General features: G+C 29.9%; 27 protein-coding genes. 19 read left to right on the top strand and 8 right to left on the bottom strand.

The window, feature by feature from the left end; all coding sequences use genetic code 11:
* Positions 1-5: 5 nt before the first annotated feature.
* Both gldI and AC2GW8_RS04770 read right to left on the bottom strand, forming a co-directional pair.
* Positions 6-539 (bottom strand): gliding motility-associated peptidyl-prolyl isomerase GldI, encoded by a 534-nt coding sequence (gene gldI, locus AC2GW8_RS04765; RefSeq protein ID WP_440881645.1) that lies wholly within the window; start codon positions 537-539, stop codon positions 6-8.
* Positions 529-1,557 carry a DHH family phosphoesterase gene (locus AC2GW8_RS04770; RefSeq protein ID WP_440881646.1) on the bottom strand — a complete coding sequence of 343 codons (1,029 nt, stop codon included), beginning with the start codon at positions 1,555-1,557 and terminating at the stop codon, positions 529-531. Before AC2GW8_RS04770 ends, gldI begins: the two co-directional genes overlap by 11 nt.
* Positions 1,558-1,967: 410 nt before the next feature.
* On the opposite strand from AC2GW8_RS04770, the gene AC2GW8_RS04775 reads away from it, so the two are divergent.
* On the top strand, positions 1,968-2,387 hold the full coding sequence (locus AC2GW8_RS04775) for a nucleoside-diphosphate kinase (protein WP_440881647.1): 420 nt from the start codon (positions 1,968-1,970) through the stop codon (positions 2,385-2,387).
* A gap of 97 nt (positions 2,388-2,484) precedes the next feature.
* Here the strand turns inward: AC2GW8_RS04775 and AC2GW8_RS04780 are convergent, their stop codons facing one another.
* Together AC2GW8_RS04780 and recF are read right to left on the bottom strand one after the other, a co-directional pair.
* On the bottom strand, positions 2,485-2,778 hold the full coding sequence (locus AC2GW8_RS04780) for a DciA family protein (protein WP_440881648.1): 294 nt from the start codon (positions 2,776-2,778) through the stop codon (positions 2,485-2,487).
* Between the two features lie 8 nt (positions 2,779-2,786).
* Entirely contained in the window at positions 2,787-3,866 is a 1,080-nt protein-coding gene (recF, locus tag AC2GW8_RS04785) for a DNA replication/repair protein RecF (protein ID WP_440881649.1), read from the bottom strand.
* A 113-nt stretch (positions 3,867-3,979) separates the two neighbouring features.
* Here recF and AC2GW8_RS04790 point away from each other — a divergent pair, with 113 nt between their 5' ends.
* The 12 genes from AC2GW8_RS04790 (at position 3,980) to AC2GW8_RS04845 (ending at position 16,541) form a co-directional block, all read left to right on the top strand.
* Positions 3,980-4,762 (top strand): tetratricopeptide repeat protein, encoded by a 783-nt coding sequence (locus tag AC2GW8_RS04790; RefSeq protein WP_440881650.1) that lies wholly within the window; start codon positions 3,980-3,982, stop codon positions 4,760-4,762.
* A gap of 33 nt (positions 4,763-4,795) precedes the next feature.
* On the top strand, positions 4,796-5,302 hold the full coding sequence (gene ribH, locus AC2GW8_RS04795; protein ID WP_440881651.1) for a 6,7-dimethyl-8-ribityllumazine synthase: 507 nt from the start codon (positions 4,796-4,798) through the stop codon (positions 5,300-5,302).
* Between the two features lie 171 nt (positions 5,303-5,473).
* Positions 5,474-8,335: a TonB-dependent receptor gene (locus AC2GW8_RS04800; RefSeq protein WP_440881652.1), complete on the top strand. Its 2,862-nt coding sequence runs from the start codon at positions 5,474-5,476 to the stop codon at positions 8,333-8,335.
* Between the two features lie 308 nt (positions 8,336-8,643).
* Positions 8,644-8,928 carry a riboflavin synthase subunit beta gene (locus AC2GW8_RS04805; RefSeq protein ID WP_440881653.1) on the top strand — a complete coding sequence of 95 codons (285 nt, stop codon included), beginning with the start codon at positions 8,644-8,646 and terminating at the stop codon, positions 8,926-8,928.
* A gap of 3 nt (positions 8,929-8,931) precedes the next feature.
* Entirely contained in the window at positions 8,932-10,827 is a 1,896-nt protein-coding gene (gene mutL / locus AC2GW8_RS04810) for a DNA mismatch repair endonuclease MutL (protein ID WP_440881654.1), read from the top strand.
* Positions 10,828-10,896: 69 nt separating this feature from the next.
* Positions 10,897-11,625, top strand: coding sequence for a rhomboid family intramembrane serine protease (locus AC2GW8_RS04815; RefSeq protein ID WP_440881655.1), 729 nt, complete (start codon positions 10,897-10,899; stop codon positions 11,623-11,625).
* 14 nt (positions 11,626-11,639) lie between these two features.
* Positions 11,640-12,512, top strand: a complete 873-nt coding sequence (locus tag AC2GW8_RS04820; RefSeq protein WP_440881656.1) for a rhomboid family intramembrane serine protease — start codon at positions 11,640-11,642, stop codon at positions 12,510-12,512.
* 65 nt (positions 12,513-12,577) lie between these two features.
* On the top strand, positions 12,578-13,600 hold the full coding sequence (locus AC2GW8_RS04825) for an endonuclease/exonuclease/phosphatase family protein (protein ID WP_440881657.1): 1,023 nt from the start codon (positions 12,578-12,580) through the stop codon (positions 13,598-13,600).
* Positions 13,601-13,785: 185 nt separating this feature from the next.
* Positions 13,786-14,478 (top strand): nitroreductase family protein, encoded by a 693-nt coding sequence (locus AC2GW8_RS04830; RefSeq protein WP_440881658.1) that lies wholly within the window; start codon positions 13,786-13,788, stop codon positions 14,476-14,478.
* A 257-nt stretch (positions 14,479-14,735) separates the two neighbouring features.
* Complete coding sequence (locus tag AC2GW8_RS04835; protein WP_440881659.1) at positions 14,736-14,885, top strand: hypothetical protein; 150 nt, start codon at positions 14,736-14,738, stop codon at positions 14,883-14,885.
* Between the two features lie 82 nt (positions 14,886-14,967).
* Positions 14,968-15,726 carry a hypothetical protein gene (locus tag AC2GW8_RS04840; protein WP_440881660.1) on the top strand — a complete coding sequence of 253 codons (759 nt, stop codon included), beginning with the start codon at positions 14,968-14,970 and terminating at the stop codon, positions 15,724-15,726.
* Positions 15,727-15,794: 68 nt separating this feature from the next.
* On the top strand, positions 15,795-16,541 hold the full coding sequence (locus AC2GW8_RS04845; protein WP_440881661.1) for a hypothetical protein: 747 nt from the start codon (positions 15,795-15,797) through the stop codon (positions 16,539-16,541).
* A gap of 480 nt (positions 16,542-17,021) precedes the next feature.
* Here the strand turns inward: AC2GW8_RS04845 and AC2GW8_RS04850 are convergent, their stop codons facing one another.
* Together AC2GW8_RS04850 and AC2GW8_RS04855 are read right to left on the bottom strand one after the other, a co-directional pair.
* Positions 17,022-17,456 (bottom strand): hypothetical protein, encoded by a 435-nt coding sequence (locus AC2GW8_RS04850; RefSeq protein ID WP_440881662.1) that lies wholly within the window; start codon positions 17,454-17,456, stop codon positions 17,022-17,024.
* A gap of 273 nt (positions 17,457-17,729) precedes the next feature.
* Entirely contained in the window at positions 17,730-18,095 is a 366-nt protein-coding gene (locus AC2GW8_RS04855) for a DUF1304 domain-containing protein (protein WP_440881663.1), read from the bottom strand.
* A gap of 377 nt (positions 18,096-18,472) precedes the next feature.
* Between AC2GW8_RS04855 and AC2GW8_RS04860 the strand changes: the two genes are divergently transcribed.
* Entirely contained in the window at positions 18,473-18,865 is a 393-nt protein-coding gene (locus AC2GW8_RS04860) for a hypothetical protein (RefSeq protein ID WP_440881664.1), read from the top strand.
* A gap of 83 nt (positions 18,866-18,948) precedes the next feature.
* Here the strand turns inward: AC2GW8_RS04860 and AC2GW8_RS04865 are convergent, their stop codons facing one another.
* Positions 18,949-20,535, bottom strand: coding sequence for an ABC transporter substrate-binding protein (locus AC2GW8_RS04865; RefSeq protein WP_440882185.1), 1,587 nt, complete (start codon positions 20,533-20,535; stop codon positions 18,949-18,951).
* Between the two features lie 82 nt (positions 20,536-20,617).
* Positions 20,618-21,130 (bottom strand): PaaI family thioesterase, encoded by a 513-nt coding sequence (locus AC2GW8_RS04870; RefSeq protein ID WP_440881665.1) that lies wholly within the window; start codon positions 21,128-21,130, stop codon positions 20,618-20,620.
* 400 nt (positions 21,131-21,530) lie between these two features.
* Here AC2GW8_RS04870 and mtaB point away from each other — a divergent pair, with 400 nt between their 5' ends.
* The 5 genes from mtaB (at position 21,531) to AC2GW8_RS04895 (ending at position 26,622) form a co-directional block, all read left to right on the top strand.
* Positions 21,531-22,850, top strand: coding sequence for a tRNA (N(6)-L-threonylcarbamoyladenosine(37)-C(2))-methylthiotransferase MtaB (mtaB, locus tag AC2GW8_RS04875; RefSeq protein ID WP_440881666.1), 1,320 nt, complete (start codon positions 21,531-21,533; stop codon positions 22,848-22,850).
* A gap of 151 nt (positions 22,851-23,001) precedes the next feature.
* Complete coding sequence (locus tag AC2GW8_RS04880) at positions 23,002-23,748, top strand: DUF6438 domain-containing protein (protein ID WP_440881667.1); 747 nt, start codon at positions 23,002-23,004, stop codon at positions 23,746-23,748.
* A complete protein-coding gene (locus tag AC2GW8_RS04885; RefSeq protein ID WP_440881668.1) occupies positions 23,748-24,413 on the top strand; it encodes an alpha/beta hydrolase family protein in 666 nt (221 codons plus the stop codon). The genes AC2GW8_RS04880 and AC2GW8_RS04885 overlap by 1 nt, the downstream gene beginning before the upstream one ends.
* 27 nt (positions 24,414-24,440) lie before the next feature.
* A complete protein-coding gene (locus AC2GW8_RS04890; protein ID WP_440881669.1) occupies positions 24,441-25,343 on the top strand; it encodes a lytic transglycosylase domain-containing protein in 903 nt (300 codons plus the stop codon).
* A gap of 412 nt (positions 25,344-25,755) precedes the next feature.
* A complete protein-coding gene (locus tag AC2GW8_RS04895) occupies positions 25,756-26,622 on the top strand; it encodes a neutral zinc metallopeptidase (RefSeq protein ID WP_440881670.1) in 867 nt (288 codons plus the stop codon).
* Positions 26,623-26,857: the final 235 nt, after the last annotated feature.

Below are 26,857 nucleotides of genomic sequence, written 5' to 3' on the forward strand. Positions count from 1 at the left end.
TCTCATTATTGTTGATTTGTTTTTATATCTATTAATTTTATTGTACTTTTTATTGATTGATTGGTACCTATTTTATGCCCGTCACCAGAAACCCCAAAAGCTCTGTATGATGGAATAATAAAGGTCACTATATCTCCTTTTTTCATTTGCTTTATTCCTTCTTGTAATGCAGGAATAAAATCCTCTTTATCTACTTTATATGTCTTTCTTACCTTGTTATAAATAATTGCTCCATCTATATCTTGAATATCGTATTCTATATTTACAATATCATTAAGCTTGGGCACATATGAATTTAAACTGTCTTTATTTACATAATAATACCAGTAACCAGTATTGCTTTGTTTATAATCATGAATAGTATCTTTGTGTATCCATGATTCAATTCTATTTCTTTCAAGTCTGTTCAATTTTTTATTTCTTTCGAGAACTTCTTTGTAAAAATTAGTAACTCCTTTTTTCTTTGGTCTTCTTGCCAAAGGTTCGCCGCAAGAAATAAGTATCGCAAAAAAAACTATAAAAAAGACATTAAATTTCATAAGAATTTATTAAATCATTTTTGTATTTAGGCAATAACGTCTTAAAAAACTTTAGAGTATCTTCCATATTCATTTCACTTCTGCCTCCTGCCGCATTATCATGGCCACCGCCATCAAAATAATTTCGAGCAAATTGATTAACAGAAAATTTACCTTTTGATCTAAATGAAATTTTGATAATACCCTGTTCTTCATCCTCAATAAAAATAACACCGAAAACAACTCCTTTTATTGAAAGAGCATAATTAACTATTCCTTCCGTATCTCCTTTTTCGTGAGAAAATTTTTTCTTTTCTTGCTCTGATAAAGTAATAAATGCTGTTTTATAATCTGGTAATATTTCTAAATTACTGAGAGATTGCCCTAAGAGTAATAATCGACTGTGTGTATTGGAGTCGTTCACGTTACTATGGATTTTATCGTTCTCTGCTCCTTTATCAATTAAATCGGCTATAATTCTATGCGTTCTACTAGTTGTTGACCTGAAACGAAATGACCCTGTATCTGTCATTATTCCAGTATACAAACATGTAGCTATGTTCTTATCTATCAAATCCAAATCTCCCATCATATCAATAAAATTATAAACCATCTGACAAGTGGAAGACATTGCCGTATCTGAGTACATGTACTTAAAATCATCAGGTTGTTGATGATGATCAATTAAAACAAAATCATGTTCATATTTACTAAGTGTATTCTGCATATCACTTCCTACTCTGTGTAAGGTGTTAAAATCTAATAAAAAGGCTAAAGTCGACTTTTTGAGAGATTTAACACACTGATTATTTTGACGATCAAAACGATATACAGTTCTAGACCCTGGAATCCAATGCAGAAAATCAGGGTATTCATTAGGCATCAAAACCTGTGCTCTATGTCCTTTCTTATCTAGGTAATGTTTTAATGCGAGGGACGACCCTACAGCATCACCGTCAGGATTTTTATGCCCAATAATCACGATCTGCTGTTGTTTTATTAAAAAACTTTTTAATTCGTCAAATTGTTTCAAAATCATAAGTCGCGAATATACAAATTAAACTTTTATTTGCCTTTGAGTCATTTTGTTTTTTGTTCTAAAAAAAAACTCAAAAAAGATCTTTTAATTTCAGGTTTATAAATCATTTTAAACATACTTAATAAGTATATAAACAATTAATTATCAAAAAACCATAAGAAATATATCAAAATTATATACCCTTTATTTAAAAAATCATAAATCTCGAATTACTTGATTAGGAATTAACAGCTTCAAAAAACAGTATTGCTAGATTATTAACACCAACTTTAATAAATAAATTAAAAATTCATTTTATTCTAATTCGAACTTATTTAATTCGTGCTTGTTTGAGTGATTGAATTCTTAACTTGTGGATAACATATAAAAATGTATTTTTGCGCCGACTAAAAATTAGAAGACATTTAAAGATGGCAACAAATAGAACTTTTACAATGATTAAACCAGATGCAGTTGAAAACGGACACACTGGTGCTATTTTGGGAAAAATTAATGCTGCAGGTTTTAGAATAGTGGCAATGAAGAAAACTCAAATGACAAAACGTGATGCTGAGACTTTCTATGGAGTTCATAGCGAACGCCCTTTTTTCGGCGAGTTAGTAGAATTTATGACTCGTGGACCAATTATCGCCGCTATTTTAGAAAAAGAAAATGCTGTAGAAGACTTTAGAACATTAATAGGTGCAACAAATCCAGCAGAAGCGGCAGAAGGAACTATACGAAAGTTGTATGCTACTTCAATTGGTGAAAACGCAGTACATGGATCTGACTCAGATGAGAATGCAGCTATTGAAGGTGCTTTTCATTTTTCTGGAAGAGAGTTATTCTAGTCCTAAATAGCAATACAATTGTTTATTTATCATTTCTAGATTATTTGAAGTGAATTACAAAAATATATACAAACTCGTTACTTACTAACGAGTTTTTTTATACTAGCATAAGTCGTTTTATAACTTCATCCTCCATTTCCTCATTCAGCATTTTAATAATTTTTTCTTTACCATAATTAAGTTCTTCTCTCAATACAGACGAACTGAGTCTGACAAATAACGTTCCATTCTGTAGTTTAACTTCGTCTGTATAAGACTTCACACCTATCCCCATTAGCTTATCCCACGCTTCTTCAATATGAATTTTTTGAAACCCTTTTTTTAAATTTCCTTTTTGAATATAAGATTCCATAAGCTCTTTAATTGAATAACTATCATTTTCTCTTTTCATTGTTTAGTTTATAGGTTAAAAATTTGATATTCTTCATTACTCTTTTCGATAACCATTTTTGTTCTATTAGCATGGGTATCTGTTATAAATATTTGCCCAAATTCGTCCTTATTAACTAAATGAATAATTTGAGCAACTCTATTTTCGTCTAATTTATCGAAAATATCATCTAATAACAAAATTGGAGTGATATTGATCTGTTGCTTTATGAACTCAAATTGAGCTAGCTTTAAAGCTATTAGGAACGACTTTTGTTGCCCTTGAGAACCAAATTTTTTAATTGGAAACTCTCCTATCTCAAAGCTAAGATCGTCTTTATGAATTCCTGACGAAGTAAATTGTAGTATTTTATCTTTTTCTAAACTTTTAGCTAATAACTGTTCAAAACTGTCTGAGGAAAGCTGACTTTTGTACTTCAGACCAACTTCTTCTTGGTTGTTAGAAATTGCCTGATATTTTTCCAAAAAGATAGGGCAAAATTGTTTTAAAAAAGCCTCTCTTTTTTTGTGAATGATATTTCCATGCTCAACTAATTGTTGGTCATATACTTTTAAATTTAATGCATCAAAGATTTTATTGGCTGCGAAATACTTTAGTAAAGCATTTCTCTGTTTCAATATCTTCCCATAAGCTAAAAGATTATTCAAATAATTCTTGTCTTGCTGTGAAATTACTCCATCAATAAACTTCCTTCTAGTATCGCTTCCTTCCACAATTAAATCCCTATCTACGGGAGAAATAATAACCAAGGGTATTTGTCCTATATGATCTGAAAATTTTTCATATAATTTCCCGTTTCTTTTCAATACTTTTTTTTGTCCTTTTTTCAACGAACACACTATTTTTTCATTCCTCTCTGCCAAAATATAATCTCCCTCAATGATAAAAAACTCTTCCCCATGTCTTATATTCTGAACCGCTACAGAATTAAAATAACTCTTTGCAAATGACAGATAATAAATGGCATCTAATACGTTTGTTTTACCTACACCGTTCTTCCCTATAAAACAATTAATTTTCTTCTTAAAATCAAATGTTTTGCTAGTTACATTTTTATAATTTACTAATGAAATTTTGCGCAAATACATGATAAAATTTAGGACCTTTTAGAGAGTTGCAAATTATTGAAAATTTACGAAAAATCAGTTTTTAAAATCCAATTAAAAAAACTATTTTTGTTGGCACTAATTATAAAGCGATTATGGCTACATATAAGAAAAGAGGATATAAACCCAAGAAAGAGAAGGCTGTTAATGAAGTTGAAGAAACTTATGATGAAACTCAAAGTACAACGGCTGAAGTATTTAACAATTTGGATGAAGCTGCTAATAAATCAGAACAGTGGATTGAAAATAATAGCAAGCCACTTTTTTATAGTTTAATTGCAGTTGCCACTGTAATCCTTGGATTCCTTGCCTATAACAAGTATGTATCAGAACCAACAGAAAGAGAAGCTTCAAATGAGCTTGCATATCCAAGAAGTTTTTTTGATGAAGCATCAACATCGACTGGTGTTGCAGCGGACTCACTATATACTTTAGGTTTAGAAGGTGGCGATGGAAAATATGGTTTCGTAGATATTGCAGCATCTTTTAGTGGAACAAAGGCTGGAAATTTAGCAAACTATTATGCTGGTATTTCTTATTTAAAAATGAAGAAATATTCTGAAGCTATTGAGTATTTGAGTAATTTTGAATCTGATGATGAAATACTTGGACCAACTGCTTTAGGTGCTATTGGTGATGCTTTTGCCGATATTAATCAACCAAAAGAAGCTTTGGAATTTTACGAAAAAGCTGCCACTAAAAAAAATAACGAATTTACAAGTCCTTTATTTTTATTCAAAGCTGGGCAAACAGCCATGGAATTAAAAGATTTTAATAAGGCAGAAGGATTCTTTAACACCATCAAAGAAAAATATTCTAAAACCGATCAAGGAAGAGATATTGAAAAGTATATTAATAGTGCAAAATATGCTCAGTAAAACAAAATCTCTTCGTTTGATTAAAATATAAATATGGCAACAACAAATTTATCTTATTATGATAAAGCAACAATCCCAAATGCGAAGCCTTTTCGATTTGGGATTGTTGTTTCTGAATGGAATCCAGAAATTACGAAAAAACTTCATAAAGGTGCAATCAACACTTTAATAGATTGTGGAGCCTCAAATGAAAACATTGTTTCATGGGATGTACCTGGTAGTTTTGAATTGATTTTTGGGTGTAAAAAAATGATTCAAACACAAAAAGTTGATGCAATAATTGCCATAGGTAATGTTATTCAAGGAGAAACAAAACATTTTGATTTTGTTTGTGATGGCGTTACACAAGGAATAGTAGATTTAAATATAAAATATGATGTGCCTATTATTTTTTGTGTACTTACAGATAATACTAAGCAGCAATCAATAGATAGATCTGGCGGAAAATTAGGAAATAAAGGCATTGAATGTGCTGTTGCCGCTGTCAAAATGGCTTTCATAAATACCAAAAATTCTCAATCAAATAGTGTTGGGTTTTAAAAAAATAATTCATAAAACAAAAAAGCTGTAACGTTGTTACAGCTTTTTTGTTTTATGAATTTACTATGTAACATTTGTTACACTTTAAACTAACTAAATGCAATATATTGTTTTACAAATATTAAACGCGAAAATATGTTAGGTAAAACAACCAAATTATTATTGTTTCTGATGACTTTGTTCAGTTTGGAAACATTTGCTCAAGGCACAATTACTGGTATTGTTAAAGATTCATACGGGGAGGGACTCCCTGGTGTTAACGTAATACTAAAAAACACTGCTAACGGTACATCAACAGATTTTAATGGAAACTATACGCTTAACATCCCCTCTTTTCCTGCTACTATTGTATTTTCCTCTGTAGGTTTCGTTACTAAAGAAGTTAACATTAAAAGTGCTGGTACAACCAATGTAATACTTCAAGAAGGTGAAGTACTTGATGAAGTATTATTGATCGGTTCAAGAAATAAAAATCGTATCGCTATAGACACCCCTGTTCCTATAGATGTATTAGACATTGGAGAACTAACAACCTCTGCACCTCAAGTATCAGTTAACCAGCTACTTAATTACGCAGCACCTTCCTTCAGTTCTAATACACAAACAATCTCAGATGGTACTGATCATATTGACCCTGCATCTTTAAGGGGTTTAGGGCCAGACCAAGTATTAGTTTTAATTAATGGAAAGCGAAGACACAAAACATCTTTGGTAAATGTAAATGGTACATTTGGTAGAGGATCTGTGGGTACAGATTTAAACTCCATTCCGTCTGATGCTATTGAAAGAATTGAAATTTTAAGAGACGGTGCTGCAGCTCAGTACGGTTCTGATGCTATTGCAGGAGTTATAAACATTGTTCTTAAGAAAAAGGTAAACGAACTTGGTGTATCAATTGATACTGGTGTCAACATGACAAATGTAAAGGATGATGTAACTGGATTGAGTGATACTAAAAACGATGGAGAGCAATATAACCTTGGTTTAAACTACGGCCTTCCTTTAGGAGATAATGGAGGTTATATCAATTTTACGGGTTCTTTTAACTTTAGAGGGGCTACTAATAGAATGCTTGAATGGGAAGGTAATATTTTTAATCAATATAACGCAATTGAATGGTCTGCTTATAATGACGGATATAACCTTTCCAATTTATTAGATGACGATTTATCCGACATTTTCAACTATGCAGGACAAACTGGAATAAATTTAACTGGAACTGAGACATTAGAACAGTTACAAAATATTTTAAGTGCTGATGCAACAGATTCTCAGCTAACAGCGAGAGGCTTACAACGAAGTGATTTTAACATGAGAGTTGGGCAATCAGAATTACGTAATGCTCAATTTTTTGCTAATATGGCCATTCCTGTAGGAGACGATTTAGAAATTTATACCTTTGGTGGTTTAGGAAATAGAAATGGTGAGGCTCGCGGATTTTATAGACTCCCTAATCAATCGCGTACCTACACTCCTGCTTATATTAATGGATTCTTACCTCAAATACACTCAACAATTAGCGACATATCAATAGCCACAGGAATTAGGGGTGTTGTAGGAGAATGGAATATAGACTTTTCAAATAACTGGGGAAGAAACTCCTTTCTGTATAACATTAGAAATTCTTCTAATGCTTCTATGCTACAATCAACTCCTTTTGAAGCCAATGCAGGGGGGTATAGTTATGCTGAAAATACAACTAACTTTGATATGAGTCGTTTTTACGAAGACACTATGGCTGGGCTAAATATTGCTTTTGGTCTTGAATACAGAACTGAAAATTATAATATTGAAGCTGGTGATGAAGATTCATATGCTCAATTCAATACTAACGGTAATGTTCACAACCCTACCGATCCTACTTCAATTGTTGATGCAGATTTTTTTGGTAATAACCGCCCTGGTGGCATTCAGGTATTTCCAGGATTTAAACCTGAAAATGAAGTAGACGAAAACAGGAATTCTATTGCTGCTTACTTTGATGTTGAGGCAGACTTTACTGAAAATTTTATGGCGAGTGCTGCCGTTCGTTTTGAAAACTATTCTGATTTTGGCAACACTACAAACTTTAAATTAGCTTCTAGATATAAAATAAATGAGAATTTGAGTATGCGAGGTGGTATCCAATCTGGTTTTAGAGCTCCTTCTCTACATCAAATTCACTATAACTCAACATCTACAATATTCGTTGACAGTACTCCAAATGAAGTAGGAACTTTCTCAAATACCTCACGTGTTGCACGTATTTTGGGTATTGATCCCCTAAAAGAGGAAACTTCTTTGGGAGGTAGTGTAGGTATCACTGCTAAAATACCAAACTTAAATACTAAAATAACTATTGATGGATATATGATTAAAATAGATGATCGAGTAGTATATACGGGTTCTTTTGGGGATAATGGAAATCCCGAGCTAGCCAATTTATTTGCACAGGCAAATGCTACATCAGCAGCTTTCTTTGCAAATGCTGTAGATACTAAAACCAGTGGTATTGATATTGTTGTTGATAATAAAATAAATATAAACGATGATATTTCATTAACAAATACTTTAGCTTTTACTTTTTCAAAAACTGATATTGAATCGATCAACATCCCTTCGGCGATTTCAAATGCTGGCTTATCTGAGACTTATTTTGATAAAACAAGTAGAACTTACATTGAGTCAGCTGTTCCAAGAACAAAAGGAAATTTATCTCATAATTTAAAAATAGGTGATAAATGGAACTTTTATTTAAGAAACTCGTATTTTGGTGAAGTTACAGAGGCTACTAACTTGAATGTCGGCGATTCTGGATTAACTGAAAATGATTTTGACTTTGGAGCTAAAATTGTTACCGATTTAAGCGCTGGTTATAATATAAGTGAAGTTGCAAAACTTACCATTGGTACAAACAATTTGTTTGACATCTACCCTGACCAAGCAGCAGTGGCTTTTAGGTCATCAGGAAGATTTATTTGGTCAAGAAGATCTCAGCAATTTGGAACTAATGGTCGTTATGTATTTGCCAGATTAAACTTTACTCTCAAATAGACTTCATATCACACTTGTTACAAAAAAAGAGCTTATTTAAAGCTCTTTTTTTGTAACAAGTGTTTATTCTTTTTAGCGAGCATTATAACTTATTATTTTACTATAAATTTAAAAGTGCAGATACTATCTCCTACTTAAGAAATATATAATTCAGCAACCCTATTTTCCCAATTTCAATAATAAAGTCTCTTTACTTAAAGTGAAAATACGCAGATTCTTTTGATGCCCCATTTTTATTTCAGTAACTTTGATCCCTTCCTCATATTGGAGCTATATTTATTGTTATTTACCTTTAAAACTTAAATTTTATGGGATTTATTAAAAGAGAAAATAAAAAGTTTGATTATCAACCTCGTTATTATAAAGGAGAAAGCAACCCCTATGAGTTTAAACATAAGTTCGATGAATTTAGAACTACTGTAGGAAAACGAAAAGGCTTAAAAGGAAAATTCAGTACAGCTATTAACGAGTTCAAATCCTCAGAATATGGAGGAATTAACAAAACTATTGTGATAATATTCATTATTCTAGTTTTTATTTTTCTTTTTGTAATTGATTTCGACCTATCTATTTTTATACCCAAGAATAATTAATCAATGTCTGATATAATACAGCTATTACCAGATCATGTAGCGAACCAAATTGCTGCAGGAGAAGTCGTACAACGTCCCGCATCTGTTGTAAAAGAACTACTTGAAAATGCTATTGATGCCGGAGCAACCTCCATAAAACTATTATTAAAAGACGCTGGAAAAACATTAATTCAAGTAATCGATAACGGAAAAGGCATGAGCGCTACCGATGCTCGACTTTGCTTTGAAAGACATGCTACTTCAAAAATTAAAAAAGCTGAAGATCTTTTTAATATTAATACCAAAGGCTTTCGTGGCGAAGCTTTGGCTTCAATTGCTGCTATTGCCCATGTTGAATTGAAAACAAAAGAAAAAGACGAAGAACTTGGCAATCAGATTAAAATAGAAGGTAGTAAAGTTAGTTCTCAAGAAATCATTTCTACGGCTAAAGGAACGAGTATTGCCGTAAAAAATCTTTTTTTCAATATTCCTGCAAGAAGAAATTTTTTAAAATCTGACGCAATTGAAACTAGGCATGTTATTGATGAATTTCAAAGAGTAGCACTCACGCATCCAGGTATCGAGTTTCTATTACACCACAACAATAATGAAGTATACAATTTAAAAAACAGTAATTTACGTAAGCGAATTGTTGCTATTTTTGGAAATAAAATGAATGAACGGTTAGTTCCTATAAATGAGCAAACAGATATTCTAAAAATAGAAGGATTTGTTGTTAAACCCGAATTTGCAAAAAAGAAACGTGGAGAACAGTTCTTTTTTGTAAATGACCGTTTTATAAAAAGTTCCTATTTAAATCACGCTGTTATTAATGCTTTTGAAGGATTACTAGATCAAGCATCACACCCTTCATATTTTTTATACTTAGAAGTACCTCCTAATAGTATTGACATTAATATTCATCCAACAAAAACTGAAATTAAATTTGATAATGAAAAAGCTCTCTACGCTATTTTAAGAGCTACTGTAAAGCATAGCCTAGGCCAATATAATGTAACCCCTGTATTAGATTTTGAAAGAGATGCCAATTTGGACACTCCTTATAATTATACTAAAAAAGGAACGCCTTCAATACCGCCAATTAGTGTAGATCCTAATTTTAATCCATTTAAAACAGATTCTAATGCTCAGTCTGTAATACCATCCAATGAGTCTTTATCTAATAATTCGAGATCAAATAACAACTATAGTTCTCAATACAAAACAGACTACAAAAAAGATAATAGTAGCTGGGAAGCTCTCTACACTGATACTAAATTTAATATTGACTTAAATAATATTACTTCGGATCCTATGGAGCAAGAGGAATTATTTGAATCTAATAAAGAAACAGAAACCGGAAAAACATTTCAAATTCAAAAAAAATACTTATTGAGCACTATAAAATCGGGTGTCGTACTGATTCATCAATCTTTGGCTCATCAAAGAGTTCTTTATGAAGAATTCTTAGAAAATATAACGGTAAAAGAAGCAAGTAGTCAACAACTTCTTTTTCCCGTAACAATATCCTTCTCGTCAAGTGATATTGAAATTATATACAGCATAAAAACAGATTTAGAAAGTGCTGGTTTTATGTTCGAAGAATTTAAAAAAGATAGTGTTATTATCAGAGGTATTCCAACTTCAATTACGGAAAGTCAAATTACATTGATTTTGGAGCAACTTTTGGACGATATAAAAATGGAAGTTCCTGATACGAGTTTTAGTCACTTTGATGTAATGGCTAAATCTTTTGCTAAATCATTAGCAATAAAAACAGGAACAATATTATCGCTAAAAGAGCAAGAAAATTTAGTAAATTCTCTTTTTTCTTGCAAAGAGCCATCATCATCTCCATTTGGTAAACCAACATTTAAGACACTTTCTTTACAAGAAATTGATACTATTTTTAACAAATAAATAATTTAAATCATCGAAAAGATTAAGTAATTTTAATACTATTATTTGATGAATTCAAAACAATAACAAATGATTAGACTAACTGGTGCCATAAAACATTTAATCATCATTAATGCTATTATGTTTTTTACTCCATTATTTCTTAAAATGGACCTAACTAACATATTTGCGCTTCATTTACCGGAAAATAATCATTTTGGTATCTGGCAATATTTAACCCATATCTTTATGCACGGAAGTGCCACTCATATTTTATTTAATATGTATGGATTGTGGGCATTTGGAAGTCCTCTAGAGCAGATGTGGGGTAAAAATAAATTTCTATTTTTTTATTTTTCGGCAGGTATTGGAGCTGGTTTGATTTATACATTTGTCAATTACTATCAATTCAATGGTATTTACGAGATTTTTGTGAATGCTGGCTTAGATCAAAATGAGATAATCTCTATTTTAGAATCTGGGCGGACAACAGACACAAGACTTACGGGAGCTATAACACAAGAACAATTTAGTGAAATAGTTAATTTATATCATACCCCTGCCGTTGGTGCGTCAGGTGCCATATATGGAGTGTTAGTGGCTTTTGGTCTTGCCTTTCCTAACGCTAAACTTGCTATGATATTCTTTCCTGTTCCTATTGCTGCTAAATTTTTTATACCAGGTATGATTTTATTAGATTTATTCTTCGGAGTAACTAAATATTCTGTTGGTAATATTGCTCATTTTGCACATATTGGTGGTGCACTAATAGGTTTTATAATTGCTTGGTACTGGAAAAGAAATCAATTTAAATTTTAACTCCTCTAATTAAAATGGATATAATAAATACGTTAAGACAAAGGTTTAAATATGCAGGAATTGTTGAAAAACTAATATATGTAAATTTAACTGTATTCTTTATTGTTTTTATCTTAAATACTTTTGGATTTTTATTTCAAACTAAAAGTAATTTTTTTGTAGAGTGGTTTTCTTTACCTGCTAATTTTAGTGAGTTTTTATATAAACCTTGGTCTATTGTTACTTATGGGTTTATCCATTCTGGATTTATTCATATTCTGTTTAATCTTATAGCATTATTTTTTATTGGTAATTTATTTAATCAATATTTTACTTCAAAACAGTTATTAAACTTTTACATATTCGGTACTGCACTAGGCGGTTTCATTTTTATGATTAGTTATAATTTTTTTCCAGCTCTAAGAAGCAATGCAGATAGAAGCATATTAATTGGTGCTTCAGCAGGTATATCTGCTATTTTTATTGGAATTGCAACCTATATGCCCAACTACGAAATAAGACTACCTTTAGTTGGTTTTATAAAACTATGGACACTAGCTGCTATATGGGTTGCTTTAGATGTTATTCAAATTCCTGCTGGTAACGCCGGAGGTAGATTAGCACATATTGGAGGAGCTCTTTTTGGTTTTATTTATGTTAAATATGCTAGTAATAAAGAAATCGTGATAATTAACCCTTTCTCTGAAATATTTAAAAAGAAAGAAAAAAAATCCAATTTAAAAACAGTATACAAGTCAGGAAAAAAAGATGCAACCTCTACTAGCGCTCTTAAAAAAACAGAAATTCAAAAAAAAACAGATTTGATACTTGATAAAATTAGCAAGTCTGGATACGAAACACTGTCCAAAGAAGAGAAAGATTTTCTTTTCAAACAAGGAAGAAAATAGTAGTAATTTATTGCTGTGAATAATAACATGGAAGCTTTATAATAATTAGCAAAAGAAATTTTAGTTTGAAAAAAAAATCTCCTTTTAAAATATTTTTATTTTTCATTAATTCAACACTAGCTACAGCATTATTGCTTTCTTTTTTTCTACCTTATGTTTCTCCAATAAAACTTCCGTCACTTACTATATTTAGCCTCTTTGTTCCTTTTTTAGTGTTAACAAATCTGTGCTTTTTACTTTACTGGACTGTAAAACTACACAAAAACGTATTGCTTCCGATACTCGTATTATTACTTGGATGGTTTCTAACACCTCCATTAGTTAAATTTACAAACAAAGAAGTTGTCTTGACCAGCGATTTAAAAGTAATGAGTTATAATGTAAGAATGTTTAACTACTACAAATGGAATAATGACGTTACGACTGAAAGTAAAATATATGAATTTATTAATAATGAGTCTCCAGATCTAATTGCCTTTCAAGAATTTTATCAATCTAATACGATTGATATTAAACTACCTTATAAATTCATTAAAACAAAATCGATAAAAGATAAGTTTGGCCTTGCTATTTATTCTAAATTCCCAATCATAAATTCAGGTTCTTTAAACTTTGAAAATAGTGCTAACAATACAATCTTTGTTGATATTGTTAGGAAAAATGACACTATTCGGATTTATAACGTGCACTTAGAATCTTTGAAAATAAATCCTAATAAAGAGAATTTTGGAGAAAAAGACTCAGAACGCTTATTTAAAAGGTTAGCTAGTGGTTTTGAAAAACAAGCCATCCAGACCGAGTATATTATTAAGCACGAATACAACTGGAAAGGAAAAAAAATAATTTGTGGCGATTTTAATAATTCTGCGTATTCATGGGTTTACAAAGAACTCGTGAAAAATAAAAAAGACTCCTTCATTGAATCTGGTATAGGTTTAGGTAAAACTTTTAGATACATCTATCCCATGAGAATTGATTTTATACTTTCCGACAAAAAGGCAACTATAAATCAATTTAAAACTTACAATGACATAAAACTATCTGATCATTTCCCAATTATGAGTAGGCTAAATTGGACTACCCATTAACTGAAAAAATATGTATTTCTTTTTCTCAGTAATGTATTATTTTTTTGGGACTTCTTCTTTTTTTAGTTAAAAATCAAATTAACTTCAATAAAAAACATAAACTACTAAAAAACAGATAATTAATTTTTATTTATTAAATTAAGGATTAATTAAGAATCTGTTTAAATTACTAAAATTATATAACCATGGAGGTACAAAAAACAAAAATTGTTAAAGGGTTTGAACATATAAATTATACCCCATTGACTTATAAAGAAAATGAAATGCTAAAAAGAAGCTTGGATTATTTTAATTGGCTAAATAAAAGAAGAACTGTAAGGGAATTTTCTCAAAAAACTGTTTCCAAAAAAATAATTGAAAATATTATTCTATCTGCTTCCACTGCCCCCTCTGGAGCACACAAACAGCCATGGACATTCTGTGCTATTTCTAATTCTAAATTAAAATCAAAAATACGTAAAGCTGCTGAATTAGAAGAAAAACTAGCATACGAGGTTAAAATGAGTCGTCAGTGGAAAGAAGATTTAGCACCTATTGGGACAGATATGTTTAAACCCTTTATAGAGCAGGCTCCATGGATTATTGTTGCTTTTAAGAGAATTTATGAAATAGATGATAAAGGAAAAAGATATAACAACTATTATGTAAATGAGTCTTTAGGGATTGCTTGTGGGATGATGATTTCAGCAATTCACAATGCTGGCTTGGTTACCTTAACCCACACGCCTAACCCAATGAATTTTTTAACAGAAATACTGAATAGACCCGCAAATGAAAGAGCTTTTATTTTATTTCCTGTTGGCTATGCCAATGAAGATGTTTACGTCCCCAACTTAAAAAGAAAAGAATTAGAGGATGTAAGCTGTTTTTTTGAATAACAGATAAAAGTTAATTTCCCCTTTTTGATAAAACCATTGAGAATAATCTCATCAAATTGCACAGACAAAAAAACATAACAAAAACAAAATAAAGTAATTATAAGCTACATCTATGATTAGATTTGAAAAAAAAATGAATCTTATTTTTTTTAGTTAGGATTACTAACTATATTTGTAATAAAATATAACAAAAACAATACCTATGAGTAAATCAATCTTTTATAATTCAGGCTGTTCTCTTTGTATATCAGTAGAGAATGATGTTTATAGAATTACTAGACAAAGAAAACCTTGAGGTTTTAAATATTGAAACCATTAAAAATAATATTCAAGAAAGAGAAAAGGCTATTTTAAAACATGTTTATCAATCATTTAACTCAAATAGAAATGTACTCCAAACTAATTAAAGTGCTTCCATTGAGGAATTAAAATCTTAACTCATTTTTAATAAATACTATTAATATTCATAATAAATTAAATTCAAAAAATATGATTTCTTTAAAAAACACTTTTTTAGCACTGACACTTACAATACCATTTATCTCCTGTTCAGCGCAAATTAAAACTAATGAAGATACAAATTTTAAACAATCAGATGACTTAAAAATTAAGAGTACTTCTGTTACATATGATTCAGATTTGGAACATTTCATCTTCGATATACGTGTGAAAGGCATTGCTGGAAAAAGTGTTCCTAAAGCTGTTGGAAGTTTAAATGGAGCACCTGTATTAGGTTATGTCTTTCCAACAAATTTAAAATCAACAGATGTTGGATTCTCTAAAACAGAAGGTATTGTAGCTTTAGCGCTAACATCTCATCCTGATTTTGATGACACACCATTATGGGATGAAGACGTAGATGGTAACCCTTCAAATGCATCAGAAGGTGTAGTGTGGCATCCACATTGGGTAGTTTTAAATAGTGACAAACGTGTAGCTGGAGGTTTAAGTGTTAAAATGTTTGACAAAAACGATAAAACCGTCAAACTTCCTACTACTAATCCAGGCATGCCAATGTACATGGACTCTCCTGGTTATAATACCATTACTAAAGGGAATTCCATAAAAGTTGTAGTTCCTAGGTTTAGAGTTAACAATGTAACTAATTTTTCTTTTGATGGTGTTGCCGCATACATGCAAGTTAATACAAATGCAATGAAAGAAAATCTTCCAATGTTAGGTGTATATGCAGTGTATAGCGTTGCTTCAGGAGATTTATCTCTTCCTTACAAAGTAGTACGCAAATAATAATAGAAATACCGAGTGTACTTCTTCCAAAGCTAGAGTACACTCAGTATTTTGATTAAAAATATATTATGAGATTCTTAATCTTTCTCTTATCACTGTTTATAACTGTAAGCTGTTCTTTAAAAAAAGAAATACATAAGTTCGATAATATAAAAGTATATCCGAAACAAACTTTAACATCCTATTCCGGAGCTAAGCTTAGCCTTGTAACAAAAGATGATATGATAAAAAAAGGGGAGAATACTTTCCTTTTTGATATAAAATCTTATTCTTTAAAACAAAATACTAACTCAGCAATTACCTACCACTTAGCAAATTCTCATGAAGGTCAACATATCCATTTTATAGTAAATAATGGTCCTTATCAAGCTAAATATGACTCTTCGTTTCAAGCTAAACTAAATAAAAATTCAAACATTGTACTCGCTTTTTTATCACGATCATTTCACGAAAGTGTAAAACATAAAAATGCTTTTGTCCTGAAGCAATACCTTTTCGAAAACGAGCAACCAAAAATAGATATAAAAAAAGATCCGTTATTATTCTTTAGCAGACCAAAAGGCGTTTACAAAGAGAATACTAATAAAGTATTATTGGACTTTTATTTGGTAAATACCAAGCTATCTAAAAATGGAAATAAAGTAAAGATATCACTAGATAATCATGAGTTCACAGTGCACAAATGGCAACCCTATATAATAGAAGGTTTACAAAAAGGAGAGCATGAGATTAAAATTGAACTAATTGATAGTTCTAATAAACCAATCCTAAGTAGATTTAATAATTCGGGTAAAAGAAAATTCAATATTAAATGATGGTTTAACTCTATTTTTAAGACTTCAAAAAACAATAAAAGCTCTTAAAGTAAATGTTACTAAAAATAAAGAGTGTTTATTATAAGAAATTCTTGATTTAATAATTACGGTACACGACTCATTTTAAGAGTAAGAGTTTAAAAAAAACAGATATAATAGTCATTTATTTTTTTTATTTAATTACAAATGGTTTGTAAGAACAATTATTCAACTTAAAAAAATAAATTTTACAATAGGTATACTAAGGCACTAACCAAAAATTCGTTGATTTGTGCTAGTTGTGAGTTTAAAAAATATTTTTACTAAAAAATTAATGGCTAAGTTATTTACAAATAATTTTCCAATGTTGAGAATAAAAAATATCCTAAAAGATACTACATAACAAATATGGCTTGTCACATATGCTTTTAATTCCAATGATTAATTAGCTCTTGTAATTCACCAACATAAATATTTCCCCAGTATATTTTGTTATTTACTTTAACAAAAAATTTGATAGTACCCAGATTCTAAATCTCTAAAATCTATTGTAATTTTTGATAAATTCGTATTCGTAAATTTTAATTCTGCGCCTGATTCAATTTCGTTTTCAGAATACAACTCTGGATTCAATATTGATTTAAAGTCAATTTTCAGATAATTTTTGTTTGGTTTTGCCAGTCTAATCCAAACTTTAGTTATGTTCTTCATTGAATATAAACTCAAAACATGAAGCGATGGACTAGGAAAGAATACGAAATTATTATTATTTAAGACATTTGAATTTCCAAATTCCTCAATCATGTCTCCTAAATTATCTAACAAATTTAGACCTGAAACTAAATTAATATCTATTTGATTTTCATACTTATTCAAATCATCATTGCTGCACCTTATTAAAAACAGTAAAATTAAAAATAATATTATTCTTTTCATTTTTTATGCTTACCAAATAGCAGATATATAAATGTTTGCAAATATAATTTCATTATTGAAGCTATACATACATTTGATTTAAGTTAAAATACTCGAAACTAACCAACTATTTTTACCTTAATAATATAAAAAAGGGCTTTTTCATTTTTTGAATCATCGAACAAATTGTTATTTCTATAAACTTTAGATATGAAAAACCATAAAAAGTACTTTCTTGGTAGGTGCATCATTAACGATCATTTTAGTGGCTATTATACCTTGCTATAACACGTTTTAATTATACACTAAAGTAAGTACTAAAGCTACGATAGCGGGTAATGCTTGAACAAAAAATATTCTCTTTTCGGTAGTTATTGCCCCGAAAGTTCCCGCAATGGAAATACAAATCAAGAAAAAAACAGAAACATTTATTCTCCATTCATAATTATTAATGAAAAAAGTCCAAATTAAACCAGCTGCTAAAATACCATTATAAATTCCCTGGTTAGCAGCCATTTTTTTTGTTGGTCCGAATAGGTCTTCCGGAAAGGTTTTAAAAACTTTTTTTCCTCGAGTGTCCCATGCAAACATTTCAAACCATAAAATATAGCAGTGAATAAAAGCCACCAATCCGATAAATATTTTAATAATTATTTCCATAAATTCATTTTAATATAGTAACATTAGCGAATGTAGGTAATTTAATATAGATCAACTATTTAATACAACATTAATAATAATGCTTCAAAAAGATGTAAAAAACAATAACTTACATGATTCTCAGATATCATTTACATGAAAGTCATGAATAAGCAAGAAAAACTCCAAAAAATAAATTCCCCATAATACGTTTAAATATACCTGAAGAAAATCCCTTTGTCAAAACGTACAAGAAATATAGATAAAGACATGGAATACTTATGTTATCATTATTCTAGTTTGATTCGTTTTTTATTAACCAACAAATATTTTTTCGAAAATGGATTTCAAATATCTTTTTTTTTTATCTTTAATAAAAACAATCAAACTTTATAAAAATGAAATTAGTATCATTACAAGCAAGAGGTGGCGAAAAAGGTAAATACCTAAGTCACGCCCATGGAAGTTCGTTTCTACAAGACGGATTCCTTGGAGAAGGTGAAGAGTTCATGATAGAAGAACTCGGTAACAATAGAGTTAAGTTAGCATGTAAAGGTAAAGAAAACGGTAAATACCTAAGTCATGGTAATGGTCAAGTTTTTCTTCAAAATGGCTATCAAGGAGAAGGTGAAGAGTGGATTCTACGCGAAATGGAAGGTGGTGTTGCCTTTGAAGCTACAGGAGGTGAATCGCTTTATTACTTGACTCATGCCTTTGGTAGTACCAACCTTCAAAAAGGTTACCAAGGTGAAGGAGAGCTATGGGATCAAAAAGTCATTGCTGCTAATTAGCATAATTAATTTCAAAAGCTGCTCTAAATAGCAGCTTTTTTCTTTTATAAAAATGCTCATCACGGATATTCCTCACAAAAACACTAGTTTTTATATACTTTTTTTAAGTTTAATAAATCAATAGGATTCATTTCTAGCCCTCTAATATCATTTTGCATAAAACGAATAACCTCATCATAGTACAAAGGTACAACAGGAGCATGAGCAATAATTAAACTATCCATTTTTTGATATAATTCGTATCTCCTTTTGATATTTACTTCTTCAATTGCAGATTCATACAATTTATCAAACTCTACATTTTTAAAATGTGTATAATTAGGACCATTAGGTATAAAATTTTTACTATAAAATAAAGATAAATAATTCTCTGCATCAGGATAATCTGCTATCCAACTTGCTCGAAAAATAGGAAATTTTCCTGAAGCTTTCCCTTGACGTAAAGTTGACGGGGGAACAACATTAATTTTTACATTAATAGCCACTTTTTGTAGTTCTCTTTGAATAAATTCACACAGGTCTAAATAATTACTATTTGTTGTAATATTTATCTTCACATCCCTCTCCCCTGTTTCCTCTTTATATTGAGCAACTAACTCTCTAGCTTTTTCAGGATTGTATGAATAACCTTTCTGATTATTAAACGAAGGTAAACCATTAGGAATAAAACCATTGACAGCAGGCTTACCAATACCATTTCTTAAAAACCGTATCATTTTATTACGATCAAAACCATAGTTTATAGCTTTTCTTATACCTATTGAATTTAAAGGTGATGTATTGTCCTCATCAAAGTAAATCCCTAAATACTCAGTATTCAAATACGGTCCGGTAAGCATTTTTATTTTATGCTTATATTTCCCCTTTAAACTACCGTCTGTATTTAAAATATCGTCTTTATATGAGGCATCTATACTTTTCATAAAGTCTATATTACCTTGAATAAATTGTAAAAATTCACTTTGTTTATCAGGTAAAAATGTAATAGCAACGGCTTCTAAATAAGGTAATTTAGCTCCTGAAGAATCTGTTTCAAAATAATTGTCATTTCTTCTAAAAATTAATTTTGTATTCTCAACCCATAATTTAAAATAAAATGGTCCAGTTCCTATCGGATTTGATCTAAATTCATTTCCATAGTGATTAACTGCTTCTCTTGGTACAACGGAACAATATTTCATTGCTAATAAACCTAAAAAAGGCGGGAAAACTTTTTTTAAATGTATCGTAAAAATAGAATCATTTTTTGCCTCGAATTTAGCTACATTTTGAAGAACCCAACCGCCAGGAGAAGATACTTTTTTATCCAGTAGACGATTAAATGAATATTCAAAATCTGAAGCATTAACAACTCTGGTCTTTTTTGAACCAAACACATTACTCTCATGAAAAAATACATCTTTCCTTAGAATAAACTCATAAACTTTACCATCATCAGAAATATGCCAACGCTTAGCTATATCAGGTTCAACTTGCAAGCTATCGTTTAATTGAACCAAACCGTTAAACAGTTGATTAACGGCCCAAATATTTCTTTGATCTTTTGCAAAAGCAGGATCTAATGAGGTTATATTAGCATATTCATTATACCGAAAAACAGTACTCAAAGACTCTTTTTTTCTGTCTTTACAGGATAGGAAAATAACTATCAAAAAGAAAGATAAATTGATTATTAACTTACCAAAATTTCTTTTGTTACTAAAAATAATATCTTGACTTTTTATATTTCCAATATTCTTTTTTAAAGAACCTTTATTGTTGTCCTCTCTTTTTTTTGTAATATTCCTTGTCTGCAACATAAATTGTTTTTAAAACTTCGGTAAACACTTCAGAAGCTTTTTCATTAGTTATTTTTATCTCTTTTATTACATCTATTTCTTTTTCTTTAATCACCCTTTCTTTAATTTTCTCTATTTCATCTGGAGTGAATACAAAATCAACAAAAGCATCTGAAAATGCTGGTCGTTTAAACTTTATTGTAGATTTTTTATCCCAGACAACATATTTATTCCCTAAAGTAAAGATTAATTGTGTCATAAAAATAGGATCTGTTGCAGAAAATAAACTCCCACCAAATATAGATCCCACAATATTTTTATTTTTCGGACCAATCGGTATTTTAACTTTCACAGTCAATAAATTATCTGATACAAATAATATTCTTCCTGTTGTTCTTCGATACATGGGAGAAATATTAAATCCATATTTAAAAATTGTACTCTCCTTAAAATACCTTTTTAAAACATTATTTAACCAAGCATACATATGTATTATTTTTTAGAATAGAAATAAAACCTGCATTTATATCAAAATAGAGCAATATTATAATTCATTAACCATTTCAATGTCGAAAAAGTTATTTTTTATTAAGAACCTAAAAAAACATAGGTACAAAATACTGATAACAATTTTCTTTAATAAGTAGGACTTAATATCTTTCGATAGCTATATTAAAATTAAATTTTAGGCTTTATTGCATACAAAAATAAAAAAACATTCTTTGCACTTCAACATTTAGGATATCTCTATAAAAATGATCATAAATTGACTACTTTTGCATTTTCAAAGTTTAATGTGTCAATTCTTTTTGATTTTCAATTAAATGTTTGTACTAATTGGGCAGTTATTTACTAGTCCTTTAGTGTTTTAATCATTGGATATAAAAATGAATAATGTAGATAAAAAAGTAGCTTTTTATACGCTAGGATGTAAACTTAACTTTTCAGAAACTTCAACAATTGCAAGAAATTTTGTAAATGAAGGGTTTGAGCGCGTTGACTTCAATAATAAAGCGGACGTATATGTTATCAATACTTGTTCTGTTACAGATAATGCTGATAAAAGATTTAAAACTATTGTTAAATCAGCTCTAAAACAAAATAACCAAGCTTTTATAATAGGAGTAGGATGTTATGCGCAATTGAAACCAGAAGAGCTGGCTGCTGTTGATGGTGTTGATTTAGTTTTAGGCGCTACTGAAAAATTTAATGTAACAAGTTACATAAACGATCTTACAAAAAATGATTTAGGAGAAATACATTCATGCGAAATAGAGCAAGCAGATTTTTATGTTGGTTCTTATTCAATTGGAGATCGAACTCGTGCCTTTTTAAAAGTACAAGATGGTTGTGATTATAAATGTACATATTGTACAATTCCTTTGGCTAGGGGTATTTCCAGAAGTGATACTTTAGCAAATGTATTGAAAAATGCAAAAGAAATTTCAGAGAAAGGTATAAAAGAAATAGTACTAACTGGAGTTAATATAGGTGATTATGGCAAGGGTGAACATGGAAATAAAAGGCATGAACATACTTTTTTTGAACTTGTACAAGCTTTAGATAATGTTAAAGGGATTAATAGATTGAGAATTTCATCAATTGAACCGAATCTTTTAAAGGATGAAACAATCGATTTTATTTCTCAATCAAAAATATTTGTTCCTCATTTTCATATTCCTCTCCAATCAGGAAGTGATGTTTTATTAAAAAAAATGAAACGTCGATATTTAAAAAGAATATATACCGATCGAGTTTCAAGAATTAAAAAAGTAATGCCAAACGCTTGTATTGGCGTTGATGTTATAGTTGGCTTTCCTGGAGAAACAGATGAATTATTTCTTGAAACATATAACTACCTTAGTGAATTAGATATTTCATATCTCCATGTATTTACATATTCAGAACGCCAAAATACAGAAGCGGCAGAAATGGAAGGTAGTGTGCCAAAAAATATTCGAGCTAAAAGAAGTAAAATGCTTCGTGGATTATCTGTAAAAAAAAGAAGGGCATTTTACGAAAGTCAATTAGGAAACTCATCTACTGTTTTATTTGAAAGTGAAAATAAGGAAGGTTATATTTTTGGATTTACAGAAAACTATGTTAAAGTTAAAACCCCTTGGAACCCTGAATTGGTAAATACCTTACACAATATTACTTTGAAAAAAATAGGTGAAGATGGAGCCGTTAGATTTGAATTCTGTTAAAAAGATATTAGGATCTTATTATAATTTTTTATTTCTTTTTATTGTTCTAAATTTAAGTTTTGATTGCTAGTCATTTTAAATAATATTTATGCATAAATATTTAAAAAAAGCTCTATTTTTAAAGTCTTGATATTTAAAAAATTCAAAGACTATGAAGTACATTCTTTTTTCTCTGCTTGTATTCTTACTATCTTGTAAAACATCTAAAAAAGTAAAAGAGGGAGTTTCCTCCACATCAAACCAAAATAAAGAGATTATAAAAGAAAAATCAGATATTAAAAAGGATTACTCTAGAGAATTAGTTGTTGTCTTAAAACACGAACATAACAACAAAGAAGCTCTAGAACTTTTAAAAAATAGTAGTATTGGATGGAAAGATGTAGATTATAATTCCAAAGTAACTAAAATTGGGGTTATATCACTTCCTGATAATCAACGTGAAGTTTGGATCAAGCGACTAGAAAAACAAAACGTATTTAAAAAAGTAATAAAGAACGGAACAGGTGTCGTTGATAAAGTGATTAAAAAAGAAGAAAATATATTAATTTCACTTAGTAAAACTGCATGCTTTGGTGATTGCCCTGTATATGAAGTTAGTATTGAAAAAGACGGAAAACTGATTTTCAATGGAAAAAAGTATGTCAAAGAAAAAGGTACTCATATTTTTAGCTTAGAAGCTAATCAGTTAAAAAACTTAAAAAATCTCCTTAATAAAAATGACTTTAATAGCTTTAAAAGAACATATGACAATCCCAAAATTCAGGATTTAAGTAGCACGTTTATTACCTATGATAATGAACAAATAAAAATACGGTTATGGAAAAACTTACCTGAAAAACTCATTGAAATTCACGAGTTTATAGTTGACATCCTATATAAAAAAATGCTTCTTGAATAATGACCAAAACCCCTATTTATTTTGTACCAGGACTTGCAGCGAGTTCAAAAATTTTTCAATACATATCTCTTCCAAAAGAACATTTTCAACTGTTTTTTATAGAATGGATTTTACCCCATAGCATAGATGAATCTATTCAGGATTATGCAAAAAGAATGAGCAAAGAAATTAAGCATAAAAATGCTATTTTAGTAGGAGTGTCGTTTGGTGGCGTTATGGCACAAGAGATAAGTAAACATGTATCTTTAGGTAAATTAATCATTATTTCCAGTATTAAGAATAATAATGAATTACCTAAAAAACTACAACTTGCCAGAAAAACAAAGGCCTATAAATTATTTCCTTCAAATATTATTTCAAATATTGAGAAATATGAGCGTTACTTTTTTAGCGATATTTTAAAAAAGCGAATGGCTCTATACAAAACGTATTTATGCGTAAGAGACAAAATCTATTTACAATGGGCAATTTTTAACCTTTTACATTGGAAACAAAATGAAACACTTCCAGGTATTTTGCATATACACGGTGATCATGACGAAATTTTTCCTATAAAAAACATTCAAAAAGCAAAAATTATCAAAAATGGTACCCATATAATGATATTAGATAAAGCAAAAAGTATCTCAAATATTTTACAAAAGGAATGTTTTTTACTAAATTAAAGAACAACGATATAAAAAAGAAGTAGTATGAAGATAAAATTACGATTATTCCCCGCATTAGTGATTTCGTGTGTCGCAACACTGCTTGTTAATACAATTAGCAAACAAAACGAACCAACTATTAAAAATGTAGCTGAGAACTATGAAATTATGGCCGTTAAAATCCCTTCTAATTTAAACTTAGCTGGTGAAAGAATTCCTATTGAAAGGCAAGACATAAGAGAACGAATGGATAGAGAGCTTTTGGTAAATACATACTGGCAATCTAACAGTCTTCTGTTAATAAAAAGAGCTCATAAATACTTTCCCATCATTGAACCTTTACTAGATAAATATGGTTTACCTGATGACTTTAAGTATTTAGCGTTAGCCGAAAGTGGCTTTATGAATGTGAGGTCATATGCAGGCGCCGCAGGATTTTGGCAGTTCCTAAAAGGTACCGCTAGGCAATATGGTCTTGAGGTAAACAACAATGTAGATGAACGTTATCATCTTGAAAAAGCTACTGAGGTAGCTGCAAAATATTTAAAAAACTCTAAAAAGAAATTTGGAACTTGGACACTTGCTGCTGCAGCTTATAATGCAGGTGGAGGTAGAATATCAAGACGATTGAAAGAGCAACATGCCTCAAGCTATTTTGATTTATTTTTAAATGAAGAAACTTCAAGATATGTGTTTCGGATTTTAGCACTTAAAGAAATTGTTACAAATCCAAAGAAATACGGATTTATTTTCAAAGACGAAGATTTGTATAATCCGATTAAATATTATGAAGTCCCTGTTGATACAGCAATCACAAATATTGCAAACTTTGCAGATCACTTTGGTGTTACTTATAAAAAGTTAAAATTGGTTAACCCATGGTTACGAGAAACAAAACTTAATAATAAATCGAAGAAGCTATATACGATAAAGATACCTTCAAAATAAATAGTTCATATGATAAAAAAGCCTTTACGGTTTTCTTATTACAATACATTCAAAAGCAAACTAGTACTTTTGAATGTATTTTTTTTACTAGCTGTTCTATAAAACACCTCTAAGAACTATGGAAGTACTAACTTTAACTTTCAGATACGATTCCAAACATTACTAAAAAAACCACTGATTATTATTTCAACGTAAATAATCTTCTTATAAACCTATAATTTCATACTTTTTCTTAAAGTTAGCATTGAAAAACGTTTTGTCATCATTTTTTAAAGAAAAATTAAAAAGATAAACACTAGTAAAACTCTAATGAAACTGTTTATTTTTTGCAAATAATACAAAACATAAAGGTTAAAATTTTAATATATATATATTTGCATTGTCGTAATCGACTTTAAACCCTTCAAAAATTATGAGACATATTTTTAGAATAGTAATACTTTCTGTATTACTAGTAATGCAAAGCTGTGAAAAAAATGAACTAAAGAACGCAGCAGATCTGACCGGTAACTTTCCGAAAAATATTGAATCTCCAAGTGAATTAAATGCAAAAGCTTCTGAACATCATTGTGCTACAGTTAGTCAATTTGGTCCTAATTCATATTGGGCAAATACAATTGTAAATCAAACCGAGACGAATTTTTTGAAAACGCATCATAATGGATCGGCTGACTTTTTCGGGTTAGGCAATGTTCCGTTATATTTTGCTGCTGGAGACGGAACTTTTAATGCATTATCATACCGTAATGGTTATGTAATATGGGGTGAGCAAATACTAGAGCATGCTTTAGGTTTTGGTAGAGCTGCTGTTGCTTATGTAGCTGCCCATGAAATTGCACATCAAGTGCAATTCAGATATAGATTCCCTTCAGTTTCCGGAGCTTCCAATACGGAATTAGAAGCTGATGGTTTTGCTGGATATTATCTTAGAAAAAAGTATTCGACGAACTGGTCTAACGTTTCTAGTGCATATAACATGGCACAATCTATCGGTGGTTCAAATGGTTCTTCGCACGGAACCCCTGCTCAAAGAAGATCTGCTCTTAGACTAGGTTGGTTATTATCAGAATATAATTTATCGAATAATGATTTCGACCGTTATTTCTTTTATTACTATCAAAGATACGTTATACCTGGTGCTTGGAGATTAGGAAATCAACCACAAAAGCCTAAAGACTTCAATAAAGAAATCCATGATTTCATTTTAACTAAGGTAGAGGAATTAAATGATATTAATACTGGAAAACTATCTGCGGAAGATTTCACAAATCTTAAGTAATTAAATAACAAAAACAATAGAGTAAAAATAAATATTAATTTTCGATTATGACATAGGGTATCCAGCTGGATACCCTAATTTATTGAATTAAAATTTAGTTCAAAGATTTAATAAAAAGGAGAACATATTTGATCTAAGTTAATAAGTGTAAAACAAATACTATTTTACTTTAAATCCAATCCTACTAAAATAAAACAGCTTGTCTTTAATACTGCTAAAATAGCTACCTGATATT

This window comes from Tenacibaculum profundi, assembly GCF_057162725.1.

Bases quoted from the DNA above. Each gene is read 5' to 3' on its own strand.
- AC2GW8_RS04830 (WP_440881658.1), top strand. From the start codon at position 13,786: ATGGAGGTACAAAAAACAAAAATTGTTAAAGGGTTTGAACATATAAAT.
- AC2GW8_RS04835 (WP_440881659.1), top strand. From the start codon at position 14,736: ATGATGTTTATAGAATTACTAGACAAAGAAAACCTTGAGGTTTTAAAT.
- AC2GW8_RS04890 (WP_440881669.1), top strand. From the start codon at position 24,441: ATGAAGATAAAATTACGATTATTCCCCGCATTAGTGATTTCGTGTGTC.
- AC2GW8_RS04885 (WP_440881668.1), top strand. From the start codon at position 23,748: ATGACCAAAACCCCTATTTATTTTGTACCAGGACTTGCAGCGAGTTCA.
- AC2GW8_RS04855 (WP_440881663.1), bottom strand. From the start codon at position 18,095: ATGGAAATAATTATTAAAATATTTATCGGATTGGTGGCTTTTATTCAC.
- AC2GW8_RS04820 (WP_440881656.1), top strand. From the start codon at position 11,640: ATGGATATAATAAATACGTTAAGACAAAGGTTTAAATATGCAGGAATT.
- AC2GW8_RS04860 (WP_440881664.1), top strand. From the start codon at position 18,473: ATGAAATTAGTATCATTACAAGCAAGAGGTGGCGAAAAAGGTAAATAC.
- AC2GW8_RS04850 (WP_440881662.1), bottom strand. From the start codon at position 17,456: ATGAAAAGAATAATATTATTTTTAATTTTACTGTTTTTAATAAGGTGC.
- mtaB (WP_440881666.1), top strand. From the start codon at position 21,531: ATGAATAATGTAGATAAAAAAGTAGCTTTTTATACGCTAGGATGTAAA.
- recF (WP_440881649.1), bottom strand. From the start codon at position 3,866: ATGTATTTGCGCAAAATTTCATTAGTAAATTATAAAAATGTAACTAGC.
- AC2GW8_RS04815 (WP_440881655.1), top strand. From the start codon at position 10,897: ATGATTAGACTAACTGGTGCCATAAAACATTTAATCATCATTAATGCT.
- AC2GW8_RS04780 (WP_440881648.1), bottom strand. From the start codon at position 2,778: ATGAAAAGAGAAAATGATAGTTATTCAATTAAAGAGCTTATGGAATCT.
- ribH (WP_440881651.1), top strand. From the start codon at position 4,796: ATGGCAACAACAAATTTATCTTATTATGATAAAGCAACAATCCCAAAT.
- AC2GW8_RS04845 (WP_440881661.1), top strand. From the start codon at position 15,795: ATGAGATTCTTAATCTTTCTCTTATCACTGTTTATAACTGTAAGCTGT.
- AC2GW8_RS04800 (WP_440881652.1), top strand. From the start codon at position 5,474: ATGACTTTGTTCAGTTTGGAAACATTTGCTCAAGGCACAATTACTGGT.
- mutL (WP_440881654.1), top strand. From the start codon at position 8,932: ATGTCTGATATAATACAGCTATTACCAGATCATGTAGCGAACCAAATT.
- AC2GW8_RS04770 (WP_440881646.1), bottom strand. From the start codon at position 1,557: ATGATTTTGAAACAATTTGACGAATTAAAAAGTTTTTTAATAAAACAA.
- AC2GW8_RS04805 (WP_440881653.1), top strand. From the start codon at position 8,644: ATGGGATTTATTAAAAGAGAAAATAAAAAGTTTGATTATCAACCTCGT.
- AC2GW8_RS04790 (WP_440881650.1), top strand. From the start codon at position 3,980: ATGGCTACATATAAGAAAAGAGGATATAAACCCAAGAAAGAGAAGGCT.
- AC2GW8_RS04870 (WP_440881665.1), bottom strand. From the start codon at position 21,130: ATGTATGCTTGGTTAAATAATGTTTTAAAAAGGTATTTTAAGGAGAGT.
- AC2GW8_RS04880 (WP_440881667.1), top strand. From the start codon at position 23,002: ATGAAGTACATTCTTTTTTCTCTGCTTGTATTCTTACTATCTTGTAAA.
- AC2GW8_RS04840 (WP_440881660.1), top strand. From the start codon at position 14,968: ATGATTTCTTTAAAAAACACTTTTTTAGCACTGACACTTACAATACCA.
- AC2GW8_RS04775 (WP_440881647.1), top strand. From the start codon at position 1,968: ATGGCAACAAATAGAACTTTTACAATGATTAAACCAGATGCAGTTGAA.
- gldI (WP_440881645.1), bottom strand. From the start codon at position 539: ATGAAATTTAATGTCTTTTTTATAGTTTTTTTTGCGATACTTATTTCT.
- AC2GW8_RS04895 (WP_440881670.1), top strand. From the start codon at position 25,756: ATGAGACATATTTTTAGAATAGTAATACTTTCTGTATTACTAGTAATG.